Genomic DNA, 1,298 nt, shown 5'->3' with positions numbered 1-1,298 from the left:
AATCAACTGGGCTTTTAATACCCACCCCGAAGAGCGGATAATTGAAACAACCGAAAACCCCTAACACAATGAGCCACGCAATCTCAAAAATTGCGTGGCTTCTTTTCTTTTTCTTTGAACGAGTAGGCGACCAAAGAAAAGAAGCAAAAGAAAGTCGCAATAATTGCATTATAATTTAATTACGTACAAAAAGTCTGACAATTTCCATTTTTTGCAAAGTTACTCAATCATAACGAAGAAGGCGACTAAAACGACAAGAAAACGCCCCTTGCGGAGCATAAAAATGTCGCAAGGGGTGTATTTGATAATCAGGGTATATAAAACAGGGCAAACTCCACATTTCGTCGTTTGACAAGTCCTCGTAGCACCTTTCCTTTGTATCGGCAGAAAGAGACAAATTCACGATAATAGTTCCTGTCGCCCGACTCTATCTTTCGTATTAGTCGGCTTTTGGGATGATTACCATAACCGATCAAACGACCTACTCCTACATTGTAGGCAAGCAAAGTAAGTAGTAGTGCATCCTTACCATATCCTTTGAAGTGTTCAAAGCATTTCCAAAGGTCGGCACGCAGGAGAGAGTCTGCCTGCCGCTCTGACATATTAGGAGAAAAATGCTCGTGTGGCTGCAACCGATGACCGTATCCTACATAGGGATAACAATCCTTTCTATGTAGTCCCTCGAAGTATTTTACGACCACTACGACACGCTCAAAAGGTGATAAGTCTGCCAATCGCACCCCACGCTGAGCCGGGAGTGATTGACAGAACAAACATATTATACAGAATAAAGCAAAGCGTTTAGCTGTTCGCATCGTTCAAGGCTTTGGTTACTACTGCGCCGGACTTTCCTTTGTCCTCCGCCTTCTCATTGTTGAAGTTGAACGACAGTTTGGCGATTTGCTTGAAGTTGTCCTCCACATACACATCAATGGTTTGTCGGTCTGTCGAAGCGGAGGTGTAGTAGAGTCGAAACACATCTTTTGTGAGTGGATAGCGGTCGTTGGGCTTAAAGACTAATCCATTATCCATTCTTAGCGTTCCTTTCCCGTCCAGCTGGAAATATCTGATGGTGTAGCGAGTGTCGGCAAAGTAGCCTTCACGTTTGAGTGTACACCTGATTTCTGCCGTCTGTCCCTTGACGATGTTCTTCTGAACGGGCATCGTCTCGACAGTGAACGGGTAAGACTGCTGAACATCCAACTCCCTATCACAAGCAGATAAACAAAACACGGCAAGGGCAAGTACTCCCATTACCCATATACTATTAAAAATTTTCTTTTTCATTGTTCCCTACT

The 1,298-nt window shown here is 43.7% G+C and carries 2 protein-coding genes; both read right to left on the bottom strand.

Annotation, left to right across the window (positions count from 1 at the left end; genetic code table 11):
• Positions 1-308: 308 nt before the first annotated feature.
• Positions 309-815: a lysozyme gene (locus tag HMPREF1640_RS12400; RefSeq protein WP_036895420.1), complete on the bottom strand. Its 507-nt coding sequence runs from the start codon at positions 813-815 to the stop codon at positions 309-311.
• Positions 802-1,287 carry a DUF3872 domain-containing protein gene (locus tag HMPREF1640_RS12395; protein WP_025064881.1) on the bottom strand — a complete coding sequence of 162 codons (486 nt, stop codon included), beginning with the start codon at positions 1,285-1,287 and terminating at the stop codon, positions 802-804. Before HMPREF1640_RS12395 ends, HMPREF1640_RS12400 begins: the two co-directional genes overlap by 14 nt.
• Positions 1,288-1,298 lie beyond the last annotated feature (11 nt).

Origin of the sequence: Prevotella sp. S7-1-8, from assembly GCF_000758925.1 — a bacterium.
GTDB lineage: Bacteria > Bacteroidota > Bacteroidia > Bacteroidales > Bacteroidaceae > Prevotella.
This window is presented reverse-complemented; position numbering and strand designations above follow the sequence as displayed.

Bases quoted from the DNA above. Each gene is read 5' to 3' on its own strand.
- HMPREF1640_RS12400 (WP_036895420.1), bottom strand. From the start codon at position 815: ATGCGAACAGCTAAACGCTTTGCTTTATTCTGTATAATATGTTTGTTC.
- HMPREF1640_RS12395 (WP_025064881.1), bottom strand. From the start codon at position 1,287: ATGAAAAAGAAAATTTTTAATAGTATATGGGTAATGGGAGTACTTGCC.